The sequence below is a fragment of the Micromonospora sp. NBRC 110009 genome, from assembly GCF_030518795.1.
GTDB lineage: Bacteria > Actinomycetota > Actinomycetes > Mycobacteriales > Micromonosporaceae > Micromonospora.
In genome coordinates, this window is the sequence record NZ_CP130427.1 from 1,596,761 (window position 1) to 1,615,453 (window position 18,693).

The window sequence follows — 18,693 nt, forward strand, 5'->3', positions numbered from 1 at the left end:
CCACAGCTTGCAGTTACTTGAGGTTACGGGCCGCCGACCGGGTTCACCGGACGCCGCGCCGGGGGTGGCGGGTGGGACGGTTCACCCTCGACTGTCACGTACGCGGTGCCACCGCGCCAGCAGCCCGCCCTCGGCGAGGACGTCCTCGCTGGTCATGGCGTATCCGATGTGGTCACGCCAGGCGCCGTCGATGTGCATGTAGCGGACGTGGTACGCCTCCTCGCGGAAGCCCAGCTTCTCCACCACCCGGCGGGACGGGGTGTTCTCCGGCCGGATGTTCACCTCGATCCGGTGCAGCCCGCCCGGGCCGAAGGCGTGGTCCACGGCCAGGGCCACCGCGGTGGGGATCACCCCGCGACCGGCCACTCTGGAGTCGACCCAGTAGCCGACGTACCCGGAGCAGAACGCCCGGCGGACGATGCTCCCGATGTTGAGATGGCCGACCAGCCGCTCCTGCCCGTGCTCGCGCAGGCAGACCGCGAACGGCATGCCGTCGCCGGTCCGGGCGGACCGGCGCTGGTCGGCGTGGACGAAGCGGAACGCGGCCGGCGAGTTCAGCTCGTCCCAGCCCCCCGGCACGTGAGACTCCCACGGGGACAGCCAGGCCCGGTTGGCGCGCCGGATCTCCGACCAGGCCGCCGCGTCGGAGCGCCGGTACGGCCGCAGCACCACCGGACCGTCCACCAGCACCGCCGGCCAACCCGGCGGGCGTCGGAACATCACCGGCGCCGGTCCAGCAGCAGGACGTCCACCGTCGAACCGGCGGCGGCGGTGGTGACCCGCTCGCCGAGAACCAGCAGGCCGTTCGCCTCGGCCAGGCCGGAGAGGGTGAACGGCCCGCCCGCGAGCGGCTGCACGGTGTATCCGCCGCCGCGTCGCTCGGCCACGTGCGCCGGGCGGAACTCGCGCAACCCCGCTGGGGACGAGACCGTCTCCAGCAGGTGCGCCCGGACGCTGGGCCGGAACACCGGCTCCGCGCCGGCCAGCAGCTGAATGGCCGGCCGGGCCAGCACCTCGAAGCCGATCAGCGCCGCGCCGGGCTCACCGGGAAGACACACCACCGGCACCTCCTCGGCGCCGACCGTACCGAATCCGAGGGCCGTTCCGGGATAGAGGGCCACCTCCGTGAAGGTGACCGGGCCGGCGCGACCGCCCTCGCGCCTGGACAGGATCCGCCGGACCATGTCGCCCGGGCCGGTGCCGGTGCCGCCGGTGGTGATGATCAGGTCGGCCCGCAGCGTCTGGTCCTCCAGCAGGCCGCGCAGCGCCTCCGGATCGTCGTCGCAGATCCCCACCCGGTAGGCGAGCGCCCCCGCCTCGGCCGCGGCGGCGGTCAGCGCGTGCGAGTTGGTGTCCACCACCTGGCCGGGCTGGCTGCCCCGGCCGACATCGACCAGCTCGTCGCCGGTGGCCACGATGACCACCCGCGGGCTGGGCCGGACCACCACGTGCCCGATGCCGGTGGCGGCGAAGACGGCCACCAGGGCTGGCGAGACGTACGTGCCGGCGCGGGCGAGCAGGGTGCCGGCGGGCAGCTCCTCACCGGCGCGGCGGACGCCGAAACCGCGCTTCGGGGCGCGGAAGATCTCCACCGCGGCCATGCCCTGGTCGGTCCACTCCACCGGGACGACCACGTCGGCGGCGATGGGCAGCGGCGCGCCGGCCGCCACCGAGAAGCAGGAGCCGGGCGTGAGCCGGACCGGCCGCCAGCTGGCCGCGCCCAGGTCGCCGACCACGTTCAACCGGATGCTGCGGCCGCCGGGCATACCGGAGGGGGCCGGGACGTAGCCCGGCCCCCGGCTCCCTCCGGAGATGTCCTCCCAGCGCGCGGCGTACCCGTCCACCGCCGCCTGGTCGAAGGCGGGGAAGGAGTGCGGCGCGACCACGTCCTCGGCGAGGACGTTGCCGTACGCCTGGGTCAGGTCGAGGTCGAGCGGAGGCAGCGCGCGTAACCTGCGCAGCACGCTGCCCAGGTAGTCGGCGAGCGGCGTCAACCCGTTCGCGGCCGCCTCGGCGTCGGCCGTCGCGGTCATGTATTCGGACCGCCCGACGCGTCGGCGTTGACGAACTCGGCCAGCCACTTGCGGAACTCGGCGCCCAGGTCCTCCCGCTCGACGGCGATCTGGACCACGGTCTGCAGGTAGCCGAGCGGCATGCCGGTGTCGTAGCGGGTGCCCCGGTAGACGATGGCGTGCACCGGCACCCCCTCGGTCCGCAGCAGCTCCATCGCGTCGGTCAGCTGGATCTCACCGCCGCTGCCCGGCTTGGTCCGCTTGATCGCGTCGAAGATGCGCCCGGGGAGCACGTACCGGCCGAGGACGGCCAGGTTGCTCGGGGCGTCCTCCGGCTTCGGCTTCTCCACCATCCCGGTGACCTTGACGATCTCGGCGATGTCGTTGAACTCCGGCTCGGCCGGCTCGACCGAGGCGATGCCGTACCGCGTGGTGTCGGCCGGATCGACCTCGAAGAACGCCAGCACGATGCCGCCGGTGCGGGCCTGAAGCTCCAGCATCGCCGGCAGCAGCGGCTCGGACGGCTTGACGAACTCGTCACCGAGCAGCACCGCGAACGGCTGGTCGCCGACGTGGAGCTCGGCGTACCCGACGGCGTGGCCGAGGCCGAGCTGTTCGGGCTGCCGGCAGGTGTAGATCTCGGCCAGCTCGCTGGGCCGGCGGACCGCCTCCAGCAGCTCCGGCTTCTTCTCCAGCCGGGCCTCCAGGTCGGGGCGACGGTCGAAGTGGTCCACCATCGACGTCTTGCCCCGCCCGGTGATCAGCAGCACGTCGTTGATCCCGGCCTGGGTGGCCTCCTCGACGATGTACTGCAGCACCGGCCGGTCGACGACCGGCAGCAGTTCCTTGGGGACCGCCTTGGTGGCCGGCAGGAACCGGGTGGCCAGGCCGGCGGCCGGGATGACCGCCTTGACCGCGTGGGCGCGACCGGCCGCGGCGGTCGCTGAGGGGTTCGCTGAGTGCTCCGACATGTCGCGAGACTATCGGCCACGGCTCTGCCGCGGCGGCTGAGGACCGGAAGACGCGCCGCCTTGGCCCGCTCCCGCGGCGTCCGGCGCGCCGGCCCGCGGCTGCCCGTCGGTCGGGCTGACCGCGGCGGCGACGGGAAGCTCCGTCGGTGTCGGGTCCGGCGGCTGGGCGATCCGGTAGCCGTCCCGGCCGGCGGCCTTGGCCGCGTAGAGAGCGTCGTCGGCGGCGTCGAGCACCTGCTGGCCGGTGGCGGCGTGGTCGGGGTAGACCGCGATGCCGATGGAGACGGTCACCGGCACCCGGACCGGCTCTCCGGCATGCCCGTCCACCGGCACCGGATGGTCCCGGACCACCGCGCCGAGCCGCTCGGCGACGATCGTCGCGCCGCGGGCGTCGGTCTCCGGCAGCAGCACCACGAACTCCTCGCCGCCCTGCCGGAAGGCCAGGTCCACCTCGCGGATCTCGCCCCGCACCCGGCGGGCGAACTCGACCAGGACGGCGTCCCCGGCGGTGTGCCCCCAGGTGTCGTTGACGTCCTTGAACCGGTCCAGGTCGAGGGCGAGGACGCTGAGCATCCGGCCGAACCGGTTGGCCCGTTCCACCTCCCGGCGGATCGACTCGCGCAGGTAGCGGTAGTTCCACAGTCCGGTGAGCGGGTCGGTCAGGGAGAGCCGCTGCGCCTCCTCGTGCACCCGGACGTTCTCCACGGCCACCGCCGCGTGCCCGGCGAAGGTCCGCAGGGTGACCAGGTCGTCGTCGTCGAACTCGGCGGCGCCGACCCGGTCGTAGAGGGCCAGCACGCCGAGCGCCCCGGAGCCGGCCGGGTTGGCGTCGCCGTCGGCCGGCGGGTGCCCGGGGCGGTCCGGGCCCCGCCCGCCCAGGTCCGCCCCGCCGGGCGCGGCGAACGGCACCGCGATGTACGTCTCGCAGGGCGGCTCCCCGGTCGGGCCGTCCGCCGCTTCCCACCGGCCGCGCAGCGGCTCCCCGGTGGCGGCCACCGTGCCGAGCACCCCGGAGCCGACCGGCACCCGCAGCGTCGCCGGGTCGGACCGGTCGCCGGCCAGCCCCTCGACGCAGCGGCCGACCAGCAGGCCGTCGCCGTCCAGCAACAGCACCGCGCCGGCCCGGGCGCCGGTTGCGGCGATCGCGCTGTGCAGGATCACCCGCAGGATGCGTTGCAGGTCGTGGGTGCTGGCCAGGGTGTCGCCGAGCACCGCCAGGTGCCCACGCAACTGGTCCCGGCTGGTGGTCAGGGCGGCCACGTAGCTGCCGGTCTCCCGGGTCATCCGGTTGAACGCGCCCGCCAGCCCGCCGATCTCGTCCCGGCTGCGCACCGGCACCCGCGTGGTCAGGTCGCCGTGCGCCACCCGGTCCACCGCGCAGGCCAACTCGACCAGCGGGCGGGTGGTCACCCGGGCCAGCCGCCAGGCGGCCGCGACGGCCAGCAGGGCGGCCACCACCACCGCGCCGACCAGCGCGGCGTAGAGCCCGGGCGGGCGCTCCCCGGGGACCGAGAGGACCAGCGGCAGCGGCTGCCCGGGGACCGGGCCGACCCGGCGCACGTACCGGCCGTCGGCGGTCTCGGTGACCTGGTCCCCGTCGACGCTGCGGGCGGCGGCCAGCACCGCCTCGCGTACCTCTCGGGTCTCGGTGGTGTGGGTGACCCGGCCGGCGCCGGCGGTGTCGTCGAGGAGGGTGACCGCGACGCCCGTCACCGCGGCGAGCCGGGCGACGAAGGCCGGGTCGACGGGCTGGGCGGCGGTGACCGTGCCCAGGTCGGCGCCGGCGGCGTCGCGGAGCTGGACCCGGGCGGCGAGCGCGCGCACCGGCCCGCCGGCCGGCAGCTCCCCGGAGCAGTCCTGCCAGGGCGTGGCCGGGCCGCCGGTGGTGGCGTAGCTGGTCCGGCCGGCGGTGTCGGTGATCAGCACGGCGGCGGCCAGGTTGCGGCCGACCACCTGGTCGGCCGCGCGGGACCGGGCGGCCGGGTCGGTGACCAGCGCAACCGCGTCGGCCGCCGCGCGGAGCTGCTGGCAGAGAGCGTCGACCGAGGTACGCACCCCGGCGGCGGCCAGCCCCAGCCGCTCGGTGGAGCGGCTGCGGTCGAGCGTCGCCATGGTGGAGCCGATGAAGAAGGCGCCGAGCAGGACCGGGCCGAGCACCACCGCGAGGAAGGCTGCCGTCAACCGCCCGCGTAGCGTCAAGCTTCCCCCCGGAAGTTCCGCGCCCCTGTTGCGATGCTGACACAGAGCGACCGGGAGGCAAGCGTTGCGTCAGGAGTGTTGCGTGCCGGAATTTTCTGATGGAGCGGATGTCGCGCATGAGGCGAAGCGGGACCTGCGCGTCACGGTGCTCGCCCGCCGCCGGTCGCTCACCGCTCCGGCCCGGGCCGAGGCGGCGGCGCGCGTCCAGGCCGAGCTGGTTTCCCTGGTACGCCGGCTGCGCCCGACCCGGCTGACCGCGTACGTGCCGGTCGCCTCGGAACCCGGCGGGGGCGACCTGCCGGCGGTGCTGCGGGCGGCGCTCGCGCCGGCGGCGGAACTGCTGCTCCCGGTGCTCCGGGACGACCTGGACCTGGACTGGGCCGCCTACACCGACGCGGCGTCGCTGCGGGCGGCCGGGCGGGGGCTGCGCGAGCCCGTCGGCGCCCTGCTGGGGCCGGCCGCGGTGGCCACCGCCGGCCTGGTGATCGTGCCCGCGCTGGCAGTGGACCGCCGAGGGCGGCGGCTGGGCCGGGGCGGCGGCTCGTACGACCGGGCGCTGGCCCGGGTGCCGGCCGCCACCCTGACCGTGGCGCTGCTGCACGACGGGGAGTTCGTCGACGCGGTACCCGGGGAGGAGCACGACCGCCCGGTTCGCGCCGTGATCACCCCCGGCGCCGGGCTGATCGAGGTCCCGGGTGTGGGGCGGGGCTCTTCCAGTGGACGAACCCGGGTTCGATGACGCACCATTGGCACTCGGATAAGTCGAGTGCCAACCCGGCCGTGCCAGATCCGGAGGAGAACGTGCCTACGTACCAGTACGCCTGCACCGCGTGCGGCCACCAGCTCGAGGCGGTGCAGTCCTTCTCTGACGAGCCGCTGACCGAGTGCCCGGCGTGTGAGGGGCGGCTGCGGAAGCTCTTCAACTCGGTCGGCATCGTGTTCAAGGGCTCCGGCTTCTACCGCACCGACTCCCGTTCGTCCGGTTCCGACAGCGCCACGAGCACGGCCGCCAAGCCGGCCAAGTCCGACTCCTCGTCGAACGGCTCGTCCAGCTCGTCGACCAACGGTTCGGCCGCCTCGACCTCGGGCAGCGGCTCGTCCACCAAGACCCCCGCGGCCAGCACCTCCAGCGCCTCCTCCTGACCCGGGCGGCGGCGCCGAGCTCCACCCAACTGCACAGGAAAAGTGGCCATTCCGGCGCGGATGGCCACTTTTTCCGTGTACGGGACCTCCCTGCTAGCACAGGCGGGCTGCGTTGCGGAGGTTGTCCACGGTGAGATGCTTCGTCCCGCCCGGTCGGCCATGATCGTCGTGCTCCCGGCGCTGGTCTGACTCTTTGTCCACCTGGCGCCTTGGCTGCCCTTCGCCTGATTTGTCGGCCGCGCCGGGTGCACGCGCCGAACGGACGGGTGTGACCTGACAGGAGCCTGTGCAAGAGGTCCCATCACCGTGCTGTCCGTCCGCCCGACGGTGCGTGCTGCCCCGGTTGGTCACCTGGAAGGACAGCACCACCCACCATGACAGATCACCAGTTCGAAGTCATCGGCGGCGTTGACACCCACGCCGATACCCACACCGCCGTGGTCATCGACGAGGTCGGCCGGATGCATGGCCATCGCCAGTTCCCCACCACGGTGGCCGGCTACCGGGCGCTGCTGGCGTGGATGAGCGACCACGGTCCGGTACGGTCGGTCGGGATCGAGGGCACTGGCAGCTACGGCGTCGGCCTGGCCCGCTACCTGCGCGCCCAGGGCGTGCATCTCGTGGAGGTCGACCGGCCCAACCGCAAGATGCGCCGCCGGCGTGGCAAGTCCGACCCGATCGACGCCGAGGCCGCCGCCCGGGCGGTGCTGGCCGGCACCGCGACCACCACCCCGAAGAACCGAGACGGGCAGGTGGAGGCCATCCGGGTCATCCGCGTGGCCCGCACCTCAGCGGTGAAGTCGCGCACCGCGGCGATCAACGCCCTGGTCGGCATGGTCCGCACCGCCCCGGAACCGCTGCGCACCCAACTCCTGGACCTGCGCAACTCGGAACTGATCATGACCGCTGCCGCGTTGCGGCCAGCCCTGGACATCGCCGACCCGATCGCGGCGACCAAGACCGCGATCCGTCGGCTGGCGCGTCGCGTCATCGACCTGGACCGCGAGATCCGGGCCGCCGACGTCGACCTGCAGGTCCTGCTCAAGCAGGCCGCCCCGCAGCTGCTGGAGTTGCCCGGAATCGGCCCCGAAGTCGCCGCGCAGCTGCTCATCACCGCCGGCGACAACCCGGAGCGGATCCGCGACGAACGGGCGTTCGCCGCACTCTGCGGGGTCTCACCCATCCCAGCCAGTTCCGGTCGCACCGACCGGCACCGCCTCAACCGAGGCGGGGACAGGATGGCCAACAGGGCGCTCTACATCGTCGCGGTCAACCGGATGCGCTGCCATCCCGAGACGCTGACCTACGTCGAGCGCCGACGCGAGCAAGGACTGAGCAACAGAGACATCTCCCGATGTCTGAAGCGGTACATCGCGCGTCAGGTCTACCCGCTGATCTTGGAATCCCTGCGGATCCGGCCCCCGTCATCCACAGCCCTCGCAGAGCTCTGACCAGCCCGGCTTGCATTACAGGAGCATCAGGGCGGTGGGTTGTCCACAGGCGGTGCGTGAGGACGGTGCCGCGGCTCTGCGGGCCGCTAGCCTGCGCTCATCGGACGGGCTGGCGGGAGAGGGGCGCGGGTGGCGGGCGAGGGATCACTGCGGCCGGTGCGCTGGCGCGGGCTGCCCCGGGGCGGCACCCTGCTCCGGGTGGGGCTGGTCGCGGTGCTGCTCGGGCTGGCCGCCGCCGTGCTGTCGACACCCGCCGGCTGTCCGCCGCCCGGGGCGGCCCCGGCCGGCCCTTCTCCGGCCAGCCCCGGCCCCGGCGGGAGCCCGCGCCCGGATCCGGGACGCTCCGGGGCTGCGCTGCCGCTGCCCAGCGGGTCGGTCGGCGTACCGGTCCGGCTGGCCGAGCCGGCCGCGCTCGCGGTGCTCCGGCCGGGCGCGCGGGTGGATCTCCTGGTCGTGCCGGCGGGCGGGGCGACCGGCGAGGCGAGCCTGCTCGCCCCTCGGGCGCTGGTGCTCGACGTGGTGGGCGCCGGGGCGGTCGACGGCTCCTCCGCCCTCTACCTGGCCCTCCGGCCCGACCAGGCGCAGCGCGCGGTCGGCCTGCCGGAGGGCAGCCGCTTCGCCGTGGTGGTACGCGGCTGACCCGGGTCGGGCGGGTCAACCCCAGTGCGGGGGACGCTCGGCCAGCAGCCAGTCGTCGTTGCCGCCGGGCCGCTCGCCCCAGCCACGGTCGGTGTCGTCGGTGGTCTGCTCGGGCAGCACCACGAGGTCGTCGCTGAGGTCGACCACGCGGTCGTCGTCGCCACGCATGCCGGGATCGCTCACGAGCGGCAAGGATACCGCCGGAACGCCGGCCCCCGGCCATCCGGCGCCCCTCCGCCCGGCACACCGTCGCGTCCGGCGGGCCGAGCGACCACGGCGTTGGTAGCGTCGGACGGCGTGACGACGCCGAGCGGTGGCAGCCCCGAGGACGAGTTCTGGCGACGCCCGACACCGGACGAGACGGCCGGCCGGGCCGAGGCCCAGGCGTCCGAGCCGGGCCACCCCGGTGCCCCGGCCACCGGCCGGCCCCCGGCCGGCTCCTCCGGTGCGGCGGGGAGCGATGACCGCACTTCCGACCCGGCCGGCAGTCCCGGGCCCGGCGCCGGTCAGCCGGCCGGTGATCCCGACAGCCCCTGGGCCCGACCGGCTGAGGGCTCTGGCGCCGGCGGATCCGGCGAGTCGGGAGCCGGGCCGAACCCGACCGCATATCCCGGGCCGGCGGGAGGCCAGCCGCGCACCTGGAACGGCAACGGTCAGCCCGGCGGTCCCCGGCCCGGCGAAGGAACGGCACCCCAGCCCTGGACCGGCGCCGGACAGCCGCACCAGCCCTGGACCGGCGCGGGCCAACAGCACCAGCCGTGGACCGGCGGAGGGCAGCAGCACCAGCCGTGGGCCGGTGGGGCGGAGACGGACAACCCGTGGGCGCGGCCCGGGCCGGGCGCCGACCTGGCCGGCGGCGGGCAGCCCGCCGGCGGCTGGCCACGGAACGCGCAACCGGCCGGCGGCTACGCCGGCCCGCCGCCCACCACCCCGCCACCGCCCGGCTGGCGGCCGCCCCTGTACGTGCAGCCCACCCCGCCCCGGCAACTGCCCGCCCAGAACATGGCCACGATGGACCAGGCGGAGCAGCAGGCCCAGCGGCTCACCTACGGCTTCGGGGCGGTCGCCGCGGTCGTGCTGGTGATCCTCACCTGCCTGCTCTGCTCACGGGTGATCTTCTGAGCCGACCGGGCGGGCGAGCTCAGACGATGTTGCTCCACACCATCTGGGCGCCGCTGTCGCCGGTCCGGTAGACGTAGACCAGGGCGAACACCGACAGCACGACGACGACCCCGGCGACCAGCCAGCTCAGCCAGGAGGGCAGCCGAGGCACCCGGGGGCTCCTGCTGGTCAGCGCCAGCAGCACCAGGGCCGCCACCGCGAGCGCCACGGTGAGCCAGAGCAGCACGTCGCCGTACTCGGAATGTTCGTGGATCTTCGCGAGTCCCTCGGGGGGATAGCCCCGGCCCCGCAGCACCTCCTCCAGCGCCTCGCCCGACTGGGTGGCCACGAAGGCCACGACCGGGGTCACCAGGGCGAGGACCAGCACCGCCCAGTCGAGGCGCGGCCGGGCCCTCGGCACCAGCCCGTAGACGGACGCCAGCAGCGCCAGCAGCGGAACGAGCACCACAACGGCGTGGACGATCAGGACATGACCGGGCAGCCCGTTGATTTCCTTGAACACCGACACCTCCGGCAATGGATGCGGCTTCCGAAGCAGTCAGCGTATGTCGATGTGATCGACATACGCGCCGACGACGGGTGACACGCACCACGCGTCCGTCCGGTTCACTCGCCGAACGGCCGGCCTGTGGCCGTGGCCACCCGGCGCCGGAGGTGACTTGTCGGTCGATGGGCCGCGTGCTGTCATTGCTGCATGTCCAGTGGTGAGGAGCTGCTCCGGTCGAAGGGCCTACGGGTCACCCGACCGCGCGTCGCCGTGCTGGACGTGCTCGCCGCCGGCGGTCACCTGGAGGTCGACGAGATCACCCGCCGGGTCCGCGAGCGGCTCGACTCGGTCTCCACCCAGGCCGTCTACGACGTGCTCGGCGCGCTGTCCCGGGCCGGGCTGTCCCGCCGGATCGAGCCGGCCGGCTCGCCGGCCCGCTACGAGGCCCGCGTCGGCGACAACCACCACCACGTGGTGTGCCGGGGCTGCGGTGAGATCGCCGACGTCGACTGCGCGACGGGCAGCGCCCCCTGCCTCGACCCGAACACCGCGCACGGGTTCGAGGTGGACGAGGCGGAAGTGACCTTCTGGGGCCTCTGCCCCACCTGCCAGACCCGCCGCTCCGCCGACGACTGACCCCCGCTCGGCCGGTGCGGCCCGTGGCACTCTTGGGCGGTGGATTCCGATGACCTCGGCCTGTTCGGTCCCGAATCGGTCACGTGGAAGGTGCACGGGGAGCCGATCCTGATCGTCGCCGGCCTGCGCTCGCTCTACCTTCAGGCGCTGCACCCCCGCGCGATGGCCGGGGTCGCCCAGAACAGCAACTACCGCACCGACGCGTGGGGCCGGCTGATCCGCACCGCCACCTACGTGGCGACGACGATCTACGGCACCAGCGCCGAGGCGGAGGCGGCCGGCCGCCGGCTGCGTACGCTGCACGCCCGGATGCGGGCCCGGGACCCGTTCACCGGCGAGGAGTTCCGGGTCGACGACCCCGAGCTGCTGCGCTGGGTGCACGTCACCGAGATCGAGTCGTTCGTCAGCACCGCCCGCCGGGCCGGGTTGTCCCTGACCGACGCCGAGGTGGACGGCTACTACACCGAGCAGCGCCGGGCGGCCGCTCTGGTCGGGCTGGACCCGGCCGACGTGCCGGGCACCGCCGCCGAGGTGGCCGACTACTACCGGCGGATCCGGGGCGAGCTGCGGATGACCCGGGAGGCGGCGGAGACCGCGCTGTTCCTGACCGCCCCGCCGATCCCGTGGAAGCTCAGCCTGCCGGTGAAGCTCGGCCTGCACCTGGGGCCGGCGCGCTGGGCGTACCTGGGCATCGCCGGCACCGCGCTGGGGCTGCTGCCGGCGTGGGCCCGCCGGCTCTACGGCGGCCTCGGCCTGCCCACCACCGCGCTCTCGGCGGACCTGAGCGTCCGCGCGCTGCGCCTCGCCCTGGCCGCGCTCCCCCGCCGCTACCGGGAGGGCCCGTTGCAGCAGGCCGCGAAGGAACGCGCTGCCCGCCTCGCCGCCGCCTGACCCGGGCAGCCGCGGCCGGCGGGCCGGTCAGTCCCCGTCGGAGACCGGGTCGGCGGGCCGGTCCACGGCCGCCCACGGGTCCCTGCCGGGGGTCTGCGCGCCGGCCGGGCAGGTCCGCCGGTAGTCGCACCAGCCGCAGCGCGGCCCGGGGGTGACGGGGAACGCCTCGTCGGGGTCGGCGCCGTCGGCGACCGCCCGCTCGGCGGCCATGATGTCCCGGGCGGTCTCCTCGGCCCGGGTGAGCTGCCGCTGCAGCGACTCCGGGCTGTGCTCGTGCGCCGCGACCGTGCCGGTCGGCAGGTGGTGCAGCTCGACCCGGCGGCAGGGCCGGCGGAACACCCGCTCCGCGGCGTACGCGTAGAGGGCGAGGGCCTGCGAGCCTCGGGCGTCGTCGGCGTCCAGACCGGTGCGGCCGGTCTTGTAGTCGACGATAACCAGCTCCGGCCGCCCGTCCGGGCCGGGGCGCGAGTCGATCCGGTCGGCGCGGCCGTTGAAGGCGAGCACCGCGGTCTTGACCGCGACCACCCGCTCCACCCCGACCGGTTCGTCGGCCGGGTCGAGCCCGGCCACGTACGACTCCAGCCAGGCCAGCGCCCGGCGGAAGGCGTCCCGCTCCTGCTCGTCGTCACGGTAGCCCTCCCGGACCCAGGTGCCCTTGAGCAGGGTGCCGAGCACCTCGGGGCGGCGGCGCTCCGGGGCGAGCGCATACCAGTTCTTCAGGGCGGTGTGGACGCTCGCGCCCAGCGAGTTGTGCGCCCACGGCGGCCCCTTGGGCGGCGCGGGCCGGTCCAGGTATGAGAAGCGGTAGCGCCGCGGGCAGTCCGCGTAGGCCCCGAGCTTGCTGGGGGTGCAGACGAAGAGCCGCTCCGGCATGCCCTCGAAGCCGAGCTGCTCGGCCTGCTCGGCGCGGGGTCGGGGCGGCCGGCCGCCGGTGGGCCGTCCGGTCGGGGAGGGTCGTCGCACGCCTGAGATCCTGCCACCCCGGTACGACAGCGCGCGCCCGGCTGGCGGCCCGTCAGCGCATGGTGATGTACTGCGTCACGAACGCGGCCACCGCGTCGGCGATGAGCTGCACGGCGATGGCGGCCAGCAGCAGACCGGCGATCCGGGTCAGCACCTCGATGCCGCCCGGCCGGAGGATCTTGACGATCCCGCCGGAGAAGCGCAGCACCACCCAGACCGTGGCCATCACCGCGACGATGGCGGCGGCGATGGCGAGGTAGTCGGTGAACGCACCGGCGCGCTGCACGAAGAGCATGGTGGCGACGATGGCGCCCGGGCCGGCGAGCAGCGGGGTGCCCAGCGGCACCAGGGCGATGTTGGAGGTGGCCTGCTGGTTCGGGTCGTCGGACTTGCCGGTCAGCAGTTCCAGGGCGACGAGGATCAGCAGCAGTCCTCCGGCGGCCTGCAACGCCGGCAGGTCGACGTGCAGGTAGGCCAGGATGGTCTGGCCGGCCACGGCGAACACGACGATGACCCCGAGGGCCAGCGCGACGGCCTGCCAGGCGGCCCGGTTCCGGTCGCGCGCGGGCAGCGGCCCGGTGAGCGCGAGGAAGATGGGCATCATGCCGGGCGGGTCGACGATCACCAGCAGGGTCACGAAGACCTCGCCGAAGAGCTTGAGATCCACGCGGACACGGTAGCCGCGTCGTCCGGAGGCTTCAGCCTGAAGCGACCGGGGTCACCCCGGTGGCAGCCGCGACGATCCGCTCGTACGCCGCGGGTTCGGTGGTGTGCGCACCGAGCTGGACGGTCTTGTGCGTCCCGTGGAAGTCCGACGAGCCGGTGACCACCAGCCCCAGCTCGGCGGCGAGCCGGTGGACGTGGGCCTGCTCGGCGGGGCTGTGATCCTCGTGGTCGGCCTCCAGACCCGCCAACCCGGCCGCCGCCAGCTCCACGATCAGCTCGTCCGGCACGATCCGCCCGCGCCGGCTCGCCTTCGGATGGGCGAAGACGGGCACCCCGCCGGCCCCTCGCACCAGCGCCACCGCCCGGAACACGTCGATGTCCTCCTTGGGCAGCCGGTACCGCTCCCCCAGCCACTCCGGCCCGAAGGCCTCGGTGGTGGTGGCCACCAGCCCGGCCCGGATCAGCGCCTGGGCGATGTGCGGCCGGCCGACCGTCCCGCCGCCCGCGCCGGAGAGGATCTCCGGCCAGCTCACCTCGACGCCGTCGGCGCGGAGCAGCTCGACGATCCGCTCGCCGCGTACCTCCCGGGCCAGCCGGACCCGGGCCAGTTCGGCGACCAGCTCCGGCTCCGTCGGGTCGAAGAGGTACGCGAGCAGGTGCAGCGGGATCGACGGCTCCTCGCCGTACCAGCGGCAGGAGATCTCCGCACCGCGGACCAGGGTGAGCCCGGGCGGCAGCGCGCGCACGGCGGCGTCCCAGCCGGCGGTGGTGTCGTGGTCGGTGATCGCGACGACGTCGAGACCAGCGTCGGCGGCGGCCCGGACCAGCTCGGCGGGGCTGAGCGTGCCGTCGCTGGCGGTGGAGTGCGCGTGCAGGTCGATCCGGGCGGGGGCGCTCACCCCGCCGACGCTACCGCCCGCCCTCGCCCCCGCCGATTCCGACCGGTCAGGACAGGGTGTCCGCGACGACCACCGGTCGCTCGTCCGGCGTGGCTCCGTCGACGGACGAGGCGGTGGGTGTCTCACCGGCGACCACCCGGTCCGGACGCACCCGGACCAGCCGGCCGGTGGCGTCGACGTGCAGGGCCACCCCGGCGGGGGTCCACGCGACGGCGGCGACCAGCGCCGGCCCGGCCGGGTGGGCTGCCACGGTGGTCTCGAGCGTGCGGAGGTCGACCAGGAGGGCCCCCTTCCGGGCCCCGTTGATCAGCAGCCAGCGCCGGTCCCGGGAGATCCCGCCCAGGCCGTCGGTGGCCAGCTCCGGGCCGCAGGCGGTGCGGGCCGGGGCGAGGTCGCGGGCCGCGTCGAGCAGGGCCAGGCAGGGCCGCCGGGGCGTGCCGGCGGAGACCAGGCCGACCACCCGGCCGTCCGGGAGCGCGCCGTAGACGCTCAGCACGCCGTGGACGACGGCGCCCGGCTGCCCACCGGCGGCCCGCCGCCAGACGGTGAACCCGCCGTTGGCGGGCTGGCGGGCCAGCACGGCGTCGCCGGCGAAACCGACCGGCACGGCCCCCGCCGGCGCGGTGGTCCGGGCGGTCGCGATGAGCTGGCCGCCGACCACGCCGGCGGCGAGCAGGTTGGGGCCGTCGCGCCAGGCGACCTGCCGGCCGTCCGGGGCGACCGCGACCGCGTCGGCCCCGGCGAGCAGCACCTGCGGCGCGCTGCCGTTCGGCGGGACCCACCAGAGGGTACGGCCGGCCGGGGCGGCCGCCGAGATCACCAGCCAGCCCCCGTGGTCGGGGACCCGCTGCGCCCGGTCGACGGGGCCCACGCTGGTCAGCTCCCGCTGCTCACCGCCGCTGGTCTCGAGCCGGGATCCGACGATCAGGTCCAGCTCGGCGCGGAGCGGACCGCCCGTCGGGGACGGCGCGGCGCTGGCGGTGGGCAGCGGCGAGGGCGAGAACCCGCGCGGGTCGCCGAGCACGACCGTGGGCGTGCCCTGCTGTCCGGTGGGGCCGCCGAGCTGGGCCATGCCGGTGGTGACCAGCGCGGTGGCCACCCCGGCCAGGGCGAGGCCGGTCAGCGTGCGGCGGTGGCCCGTCCGCCGGGCCCGTCGGATGGCGACGGCGGCCGGGTCGGCGGCGAGCGGCCGCGGCGTGGCGGCGCGACCCGCGAAGGTGTCGCGCAGCGCCCGCTCCAGCTCGTCCTCGGTCACGCGGAATGGACGCTCCGGGCCGCCGGTCTGGTTGTCGCAGGGGTTCGGCGTACGGCTCATCGGGTCTCCACCGGCACGGCGCTGACGGGCCGGACCGCCGGCGGGCGCACGGCGGGCGGCGGCGGTGCGGGCGACGGCACGGCGCGCGGCGCCGGGGTACGCGGGGCGGGCCGGGCCGGCGCGGCCGTCTCCGGCTCTGGGGACAGGCCGAGGGCGGTCTCCGAGCCCAGCCGGCGGCGCAGCGTGTTCAACGCCCGGGAGGTCTGGCTCTTCACGGTGCCCGGGGAGATCTCCAGCAGAGCGGCGGTCTGCGCCTCGGACATGTCCTCGTAGAAGCGGAGCACCAGCACGGCCCGCTGCCGGGCGGGGAGCGCCTGGAGGTGCCGCCAGAGGAGATCCCGGTCGAGCTGCTGCTCGATCTCGTCGACGCCGGCCCGCTCGGGCAGCACGTCGGTCGGGCGCTCACCGTGCCACCGACGCCGCCACCAACTCGTCGAGGTGTTGACCAGCACCCGCCGGGCGTACGGCTCGATCGCCTCGATCCCGCCGAGCCGTTTCCAGGCCAGGTAGGTCTTGGTCAGCGCGGTCTGCAGCAGGTCCTCGGCCGTCGCCCAGTCCCCGGCCAGCAGGTACGCGGTGCGCAGCAGGGCACCGGAGCGGGCCGCGACGAACTCGCGGAACTCCTCCTCCAGCGGGTCCCTGCTCGCCACCGATCACCTCCGCGCCCCGTCCTGCATGGCAGGCTTTCACGCCGCCGCGGTTCGGGTCGAGGGCAAATGGTGTGCAATACATCCGATGTTCGGACGAAAAGTTTCAGGCGCCGTCGTCGGCCTTCGCCTCGTCCTGCTCCTTGCCGATCCGCGCCTCGACCGCCTGCGGCTCGTACATCTCTTCCACGACACGCAGGTAGAGCTCGTTCGGGTTGGGCAGACTCTTGATCTCGCGGAGCGCCTGCTCCTGGCCGGCGGACTCCAGCACGAAGGTGCCGTAGTTGAGCGCCCGACCGGTCGGCGACTGCTCGTACTTCATGTCGGTGACCCGGACCAGCGGCATCATCGCCACCCGCCGGGTGATGACGCCGTCCACCACCATCACCCGCTTGTTGGTGAGGATGAAGCGGTTGTACCACCATTCGGCGATCTGCCAGGCGACCCAGCCGATGACCAGGAACCAGAGGAGCACGGCGACGGTGGTCAAAGCCCCGGTCTGGTTCCCGGCGAGGAAGCCGGAGAGGTAACCGAGGATGAAGGTCGCCAGGACGCCGATGATCAGCGGCTTTGCGATGTAGATCCAGTGCCGCTTCCACTCGCCGCGGAACCGCTCGGTGGGGAACAGGTAGCGCGCGGCCAGCGGGCTCGGCTCGTCCTCCAGCGGGAGCACTCGGCGCGGGGCCATGCCGGCGGCGTCGGCGCGCAGCCCGGAAAGCTCATCCTCGGAGATCTGGGGCGGCTGGTAGCCGGCCTCCGGGTCGCGGATCCAGGCCCGCCCGGAGCGGCCCTCGCCGGCGTAGCCTGGGCCGGGGCCGTAGCCGACGTCGTCCGAAAGGGAAGGACCGTCACCCAGGCCGGGGCCAGCGCCGTAGCCAGGGCCTTCGTCGGGGTCGATGCGGGGGATCGGCTCGGTGTCGCGCTCCCGGCGCTCCCGATCGGGGTCGTCCGGGTCGAAGGGTGGTCCGGAGGGGCTTCCCATCGGCGGCTAGGCGACCAGGCTCGTGAAGAAGTCGCCGAAGCCCTGAGCGATGTCCATGATGCCGCCACCGAGGGACTTGAAGACGTCGGCGGCGGAGTTCGGCCGGTAGGCGATGAAGAAGATCAAGAATGCGATGCCGGCCCAGGTGAGGACCTTCTTGACCATGGCGGGCCATCCTCTCGCGCGGCACCGGGTCCGTTTACCGCAGTGGCACCCAGCGTATCAGTATGGTGTCGTACAGTGAATATCTGCGTTCGGTCCCCGGACCCGCCGGTGCCGGCCGGTCAGGCCCGCCCGTGCAGGTACGGAGACGGTGCGCCGTACACGAGTTCGGGCGGTGTCCACTCGGTGAGGTCGTGCAGCACGACTTCTTCCGCGAGGAGGTGACCCGCACTCGCTGGCCAGGCTATCGCATGCAGCCACATTCCCCGAGCCTCGCCGGCGTACGCGCTTCGATCTGTCGGCGAATTCACGAGCCACAGTGGAGTCGGGTGACCGCCCACTCTGATCTTGGCGTGCGGCAGGCGCTCCGGGTGGCCCGGGCCCGGGTCGGTCAGTGCCTCCGCGACCTGGGGCCCCGGGTCCAGACCGGGCAGGGCGGCGAACCGGGACCCCAGCCCGACGCCCGGCTCCTCGGCGACGAAAAGAAGATCGGCCGGCCCACCGTCGAGCGGCGCCGGGCCGGCGCAGGCGATCGCGGTGGCCCGGATCCCGCCCCGGTCGTCGCCCGCCCAGGCCACCCCGGTCAGGGTCCACCCGGTGGGCAGCGGCCACGGGGACCAGAGCGGTACGCCGGGCCGCCCGGTCGGGTCGGCGCTGCTCGCCAGCCGCTCCACCACACTCGCCACGATCTCGGCGTTGATGTGCTCGGGCACGTGCAGCGGCGGCACCGGGCCGCAGCGCAGGCACCGGTACTCACCGTGCATCAGGTCCGGCTCACGGACCGGACCGGCGCACCTCGGACAACTCACCGCCACACTCACGTCCCCACGGTCACCCGGGACCGGCGGGGCGTCAAGCGGAGCGGCCGGATCCCGCCCGGTTCAGTCCGGCGGGGGCCCGGCGTACGCCCGGATCCAGGCGTGCATCGCGATCCCGCTGGCCACCCCGGCGTTGATCGACCGGGTGGAGCCGTACTGGGCGATCGAGAAGAGCTCGCCGCAGGCGGCCCGGGCGGCGTCCGAGAGGCCGGGGCCCTCCTGGCCGAACAGGAGCACGCAGCGGCGGGGCAGGGTGCTCGTCTCCAGCGGCTTGGACCCGGGGAGGTTGTCGATGCCGACCACCGGCAGCCGCCGCTCCGCCGCCCACGCGACGAACTCCTCGATCGTCGGGTGGTGCCGGACATGCTGGTAGCGGTCGGTGACCATGGCGCCGCGCCGGTTCCACCGCCGCCGCCCGACGATGTGCACCTCGGCGGCGAGGAAGGCGTTGGCGTTGCGGACGACCGTGCCGATGTTGAAGTCGTGCTGCCAGTTCTCGATGGCCACGTGGAAGTCGTGCCGGCGCCGGTCCAGGTCGGTCACCACGGCCTCGCGCCGCCAGTAGCGGTAGCGGTCCACCACGTTGCGCCGGTCGCCCTCGGCGAGCAGCTCCGGGTCGTACCGCGGGTCGTCCGGCGGGTCGCCGGGCCAGGGCCCCACACCCACGTCGAGCTGGTCGTCGGTCACGGT

The 18,693-nt window shown here is 74.6% G+C and carries 22 protein-coding genes; 7 read left to right on the top strand and 15 right to left on the bottom strand.

All coding sequences use genetic code 11. From position 1 onward, the window contains the following. Window positions 1-81 precede the first annotated feature (81 nt). The 4 genes from Q2K19_RS07575 to Q2K19_RS07590 are packed head-to-tail and all read right to left on the bottom strand — an operon-like array spanning window position 82 to window position 5,182. Window positions 82-720: a GNAT family N-acetyltransferase gene (locus tag Q2K19_RS07575; protein WP_302772328.1), complete on the bottom strand. Its 639-nt coding sequence runs from the start codon at window positions 718-720 to the stop codon at window positions 82-84. Further along, complete coding sequence (locus Q2K19_RS07580) at window positions 720-2,033, bottom strand: molybdopterin molybdotransferase MoeA (RefSeq protein WP_302768809.1); 1,314 nt, start codon at window positions 2,031-2,033, stop codon at window positions 720-722. The genes Q2K19_RS07575 and Q2K19_RS07580 overlap by 1 nt, the downstream gene beginning before the upstream one ends. After that, on the bottom strand, window positions 2,030-2,983 hold the full coding sequence (locus tag Q2K19_RS07585; RefSeq protein ID WP_302768811.1) for a UTP--glucose-1-phosphate uridylyltransferase: 954 nt from the start codon (window positions 2,981-2,983) through the stop codon (window positions 2,030-2,032). Before Q2K19_RS07585 ends, Q2K19_RS07580 begins: the two co-directional genes overlap by 4 nt. A 9-nt stretch (window positions 2,984-2,992) precedes the next feature. Next, a complete protein-coding gene (locus Q2K19_RS07590; RefSeq protein ID WP_302768813.1) occupies window positions 2,993-5,182 on the bottom strand; it encodes a sensor domain-containing diguanylate cyclase in 2,190 nt (729 codons plus the stop codon). 82 nt (window positions 5,183-5,264) lie between these two features. Between Q2K19_RS07590 and Q2K19_RS07595 the strand changes: the two genes are divergently transcribed. From Q2K19_RS07595 to Q2K19_RS07610, 4 genes are all read left to right on the top strand, one after another. Next, entirely contained in the window at window positions 5,265-5,921 is a 657-nt protein-coding gene (locus tag Q2K19_RS07595) for a 5-formyltetrahydrofolate cyclo-ligase (protein ID WP_302768814.1), read from the top strand. A 62-nt stretch (window positions 5,922-5,983) separates the two neighbouring features. Then, window positions 5,984-6,325 (top strand): FmdB family zinc ribbon protein, encoded by a 342-nt coding sequence (locus Q2K19_RS07600; RefSeq protein ID WP_302768815.1) that lies wholly within the window; start codon window positions 5,984-5,986, stop codon window positions 6,323-6,325. Window positions 6,326-6,699: 374 nt separating this feature from the next. Then, on the top strand, window positions 6,700-7,776 hold the full coding sequence (locus tag Q2K19_RS07605; protein ID WP_302762338.1) for an IS110 family RNA-guided transposase: 1,077 nt from the start codon (window positions 6,700-6,702) through the stop codon (window positions 7,774-7,776). A gap of 129 nt (window positions 7,777-7,905) precedes the next feature. Then, complete coding sequence (locus Q2K19_RS07610; protein WP_302768817.1) at window positions 7,906-8,415, top strand: flagellar biosynthesis protein FlgA; 510 nt, start codon at window positions 7,906-7,908, stop codon at window positions 8,413-8,415. 15 nt (window positions 8,416-8,430) lie between these two features. Here the strand turns inward: Q2K19_RS07610 and Q2K19_RS07615 are convergent, their stop codons facing one another. Beyond that, window positions 8,431-8,598 carry a hypothetical protein gene (locus Q2K19_RS07615; protein WP_302772929.1) on the bottom strand — a complete coding sequence of 56 codons (168 nt, stop codon included), beginning with the start codon at window positions 8,596-8,598 and terminating at the stop codon, window positions 8,431-8,433. A 114-nt stretch (window positions 8,599-8,712) separates the two neighbouring features. Here Q2K19_RS07615 and Q2K19_RS33500 point away from each other — a divergent pair, with 114 nt between their 5' ends. Then, window positions 8,713-9,537 carry a hypothetical protein gene (locus Q2K19_RS33500; protein WP_446839681.1) on the top strand — a complete coding sequence of 275 codons (825 nt, stop codon included), beginning with the start codon at window positions 8,713-8,715 and terminating at the stop codon, window positions 9,535-9,537. Between the two features lie 19 nt (window positions 9,538-9,556). Here the strand turns inward: Q2K19_RS33500 and Q2K19_RS07625 are convergent, their stop codons facing one another. Then, entirely contained in the window at window positions 9,557-10,039 is a 483-nt protein-coding gene (locus Q2K19_RS07625; protein WP_302768819.1) for a DUF2231 domain-containing protein, read from the bottom strand. Window positions 10,040-10,231: 192 nt separating this feature from the next. On the opposite strand from Q2K19_RS07625, the gene Q2K19_RS07630 reads away from it, so the two are divergent. Together Q2K19_RS07630 and Q2K19_RS07635 are read left to right on the top strand one after the other, a co-directional pair. Continuing rightward, window positions 10,232-10,660, top strand: coding sequence for a Fur family transcriptional regulator (locus Q2K19_RS07630; RefSeq protein ID WP_302768821.1), 429 nt, complete (start codon window positions 10,232-10,234; stop codon window positions 10,658-10,660). Window positions 10,661-10,699: 39 nt separating this feature from the next. Then, complete coding sequence (locus Q2K19_RS07635; protein ID WP_302768823.1) at window positions 10,700-11,551, top strand: oxygenase MpaB family protein; 852 nt, start codon at window positions 10,700-10,702, stop codon at window positions 11,549-11,551. Between the two features lie 27 nt (window positions 11,552-11,578). Here Q2K19_RS07635 and Q2K19_RS07640 read toward each other — a convergent pair whose 3' ends face one another. The 9 genes from Q2K19_RS07640 to Q2K19_RS07680 form a co-directional block, all read right to left on the bottom strand. Further along, window positions 11,579-12,424: a RecB family exonuclease gene (locus tag Q2K19_RS07640; protein ID WP_302772334.1), complete on the bottom strand. Its 846-nt coding sequence runs from the start codon at window positions 12,422-12,424 to the stop codon at window positions 11,579-11,581. A 142-nt stretch (window positions 12,425-12,566) separates the two neighbouring features. After that, the gene (locus Q2K19_RS07645; protein WP_302768825.1) at window positions 12,567-13,181 is read right to left on the bottom strand and encodes a MarC family protein; all 615 of its coding nucleotides are present in this window, start codon (window positions 13,179-13,181) and stop codon (window positions 12,567-12,569) included. Window positions 13,182-13,212: 31 nt separating this feature from the next. Beyond that, entirely contained in the window at window positions 13,213-14,079 is an 867-nt protein-coding gene (locus Q2K19_RS07650; protein WP_302768827.1) for a PHP domain-containing protein, read from the bottom strand. Between the two features lie 46 nt (window positions 14,080-14,125). Further along, window positions 14,126-15,394 carry a TolB-like translocation protein gene (locus tag Q2K19_RS07655; RefSeq protein WP_302768829.1) on the bottom strand — a complete coding sequence of 423 codons (1,269 nt, stop codon included), beginning with the start codon at window positions 15,392-15,394 and terminating at the stop codon, window positions 14,126-14,128. After that, window positions 15,391-16,044 (bottom strand): SigE family RNA polymerase sigma factor, encoded by a 654-nt coding sequence (locus Q2K19_RS07660; protein ID WP_302768830.1) that lies wholly within the window; start codon window positions 16,042-16,044, stop codon window positions 15,391-15,393. Before Q2K19_RS07660 ends, Q2K19_RS07655 begins: the two co-directional genes overlap by 4 nt. Before the next feature lie 103 nt (window positions 16,045-16,147). After that, window positions 16,148-17,023: a PH domain-containing protein gene (locus tag Q2K19_RS07665; RefSeq protein WP_302768832.1), complete on the bottom strand. Its 876-nt coding sequence runs from the start codon at window positions 17,021-17,023 to the stop codon at window positions 16,148-16,150. Between the two features lie 6 nt (window positions 17,024-17,029). Further along, window positions 17,030-17,188, bottom strand: coding sequence for a hypothetical protein (locus tag Q2K19_RS07670; RefSeq protein ID WP_302768833.1), 159 nt, complete (start codon window positions 17,186-17,188; stop codon window positions 17,030-17,032). A gap of 119 nt (window positions 17,189-17,307) precedes the next feature. After that, the gene (locus tag Q2K19_RS07675) at window positions 17,308-17,949 is read right to left on the bottom strand and encodes a DUF6758 family protein (protein WP_302768835.1); all 642 of its coding nucleotides are present in this window, start codon (window positions 17,947-17,949) and stop codon (window positions 17,308-17,310) included. Between the two features lie 117 nt (window positions 17,950-18,066). Beyond that, window positions 18,067-18,690, bottom strand: a complete 624-nt coding sequence (locus tag Q2K19_RS07680) for a TrmH family RNA methyltransferase (RefSeq protein WP_302768838.1) — start codon at window positions 18,688-18,690, stop codon at window positions 18,067-18,069. Window positions 18,691-18,693 lie beyond the last annotated feature (3 nt).